The 528-nt window shown below is 75.6% G+C and carries 1 protein-coding gene; it reads right to left on the bottom strand.

What is annotated here, in order from left to right:
* Positions 1-528 (bottom strand): hypothetical protein (locus G3I78_RS47465; RefSeq protein WP_203616510.1); only part of this gene is annotated, 528 nt, incomplete at both ends.

A 528-nucleotide genomic window follows, 5' to 3' on the forward strand; every position in this document is an offset into this window, starting at 1 on the left:
GCCCACGAGCTCGAAGACGTGTAGCCGCACGTGCCGCCGCATCGCGTCGGTCGCCTCCTGGAACCACCCGAGCTGGTGCGGCTTGTTGCGCTGCGCGGCGCCCTTGCGCGACCGGTCGCCCTTCCACCCGGACGCCTCGAGGTCGAGCAGGCGCTCGGTTGCCGCCGGGTCGTCGCCGTTGTCCACGACCGTGAGCTCGCCACCGAGCCGCTCGGCCAGCGCCGCCGCGTCCTGCCGGACGTGCTTGCGCCGTCGTTTGCTCAGGTGCGCGACGGGGTCCTCGCCGGGTACCCGGAGGCACGCGCGCTCCAGCCGGTAGCGCTCGAGGACCGGGAGCCGACGGTCCACGGCGACGTCGAGGAGCGCGGCCAGGAGGGGGCCGTCCGGGAACAGCGTCAGCTCGAGCAGCCCGGGCAGGCCGCTGCGACGGCGGCCGACGGCGTCGAGCACGGCCTCGAACGTCCCGCGGGTGTCGTCGCGGTCCACGAGCGGGGCGCAGACGGAGGCGTTCCGGGCCAGGTACGGCGG

Source organism: Streptomyces sp. SID13726, assembly GCF_010548375.1.
In the GTDB taxonomy this organism is placed as follows: Bacteria; Actinomycetota; Actinomycetes; order Streptomycetales; family Streptomycetaceae; genus Streptomyces.